The sequence below is a fragment of the Bradyrhizobium sp. Crot121 genome, assembly GCF_059512385.1.
In genome coordinates this window covers 1-500 of the sequence record NZ_JCAMOR010000340.1, presented here as the reverse complement: position 1 = coordinate 500, position 500 = coordinate 1, and the positions used below count along the sequence as shown (strand labels likewise).

Annotated in this window: 1 protein-coding gene; it reads right to left on the bottom strand. The window is 64.6% G+C overall.

The genetic code is table 11. The annotated features are described in order from the left end of the window. On the bottom strand, nucleotides 1-500 hold a 500-nt coding region (locus AC5ZGW_RS46865; protein ID WP_496114232.1), incomplete at both ends, for an IS66 family transposase.

Genomic DNA, 500 nt, shown 5'->3' with positions numbered 1-500 from the left:
ACGCTCGCCCAGAAGTAGCCCTTCTTCGTTTGACCACGCCCGGGATCGAGCACCGGCGCCGTAGTTTCGTCCATGAACAGACGATCCGCCGCTGCCAGATGGCGGCGCATGTGGTCGGCAACGGGTCGGAGATGGAAGCAGGCGCGGCCGGACCAATTGCCCAGTGTCGCCCGATCAAGTCGGATCCCCTGGCGCGCATAGATCTCGGCCTGACGGTAAAACCGCGTATGGTCGCCAAACTTGGAGACAATCACGTGCGCAATCGCCGCTTCGGTCGGTAGTCCACCAGGCACGACATGCTCCGGTGCGTGCGCCTGCACGACAGGGCCCGTGCAGCGGCGGCAGATGTATTTCGGGCGGCGCGTGACCAGCACGCGCCATTGCGCCGGGATCACGTCAAGGCGTTTGCTGACGTCCTCGCCGATCTTCGTCATGGCGCCGCAACCGCACGGACAGAACGTGCTCGCAAGCTCGATGACGCGCTCCACCTGCGGCAAATG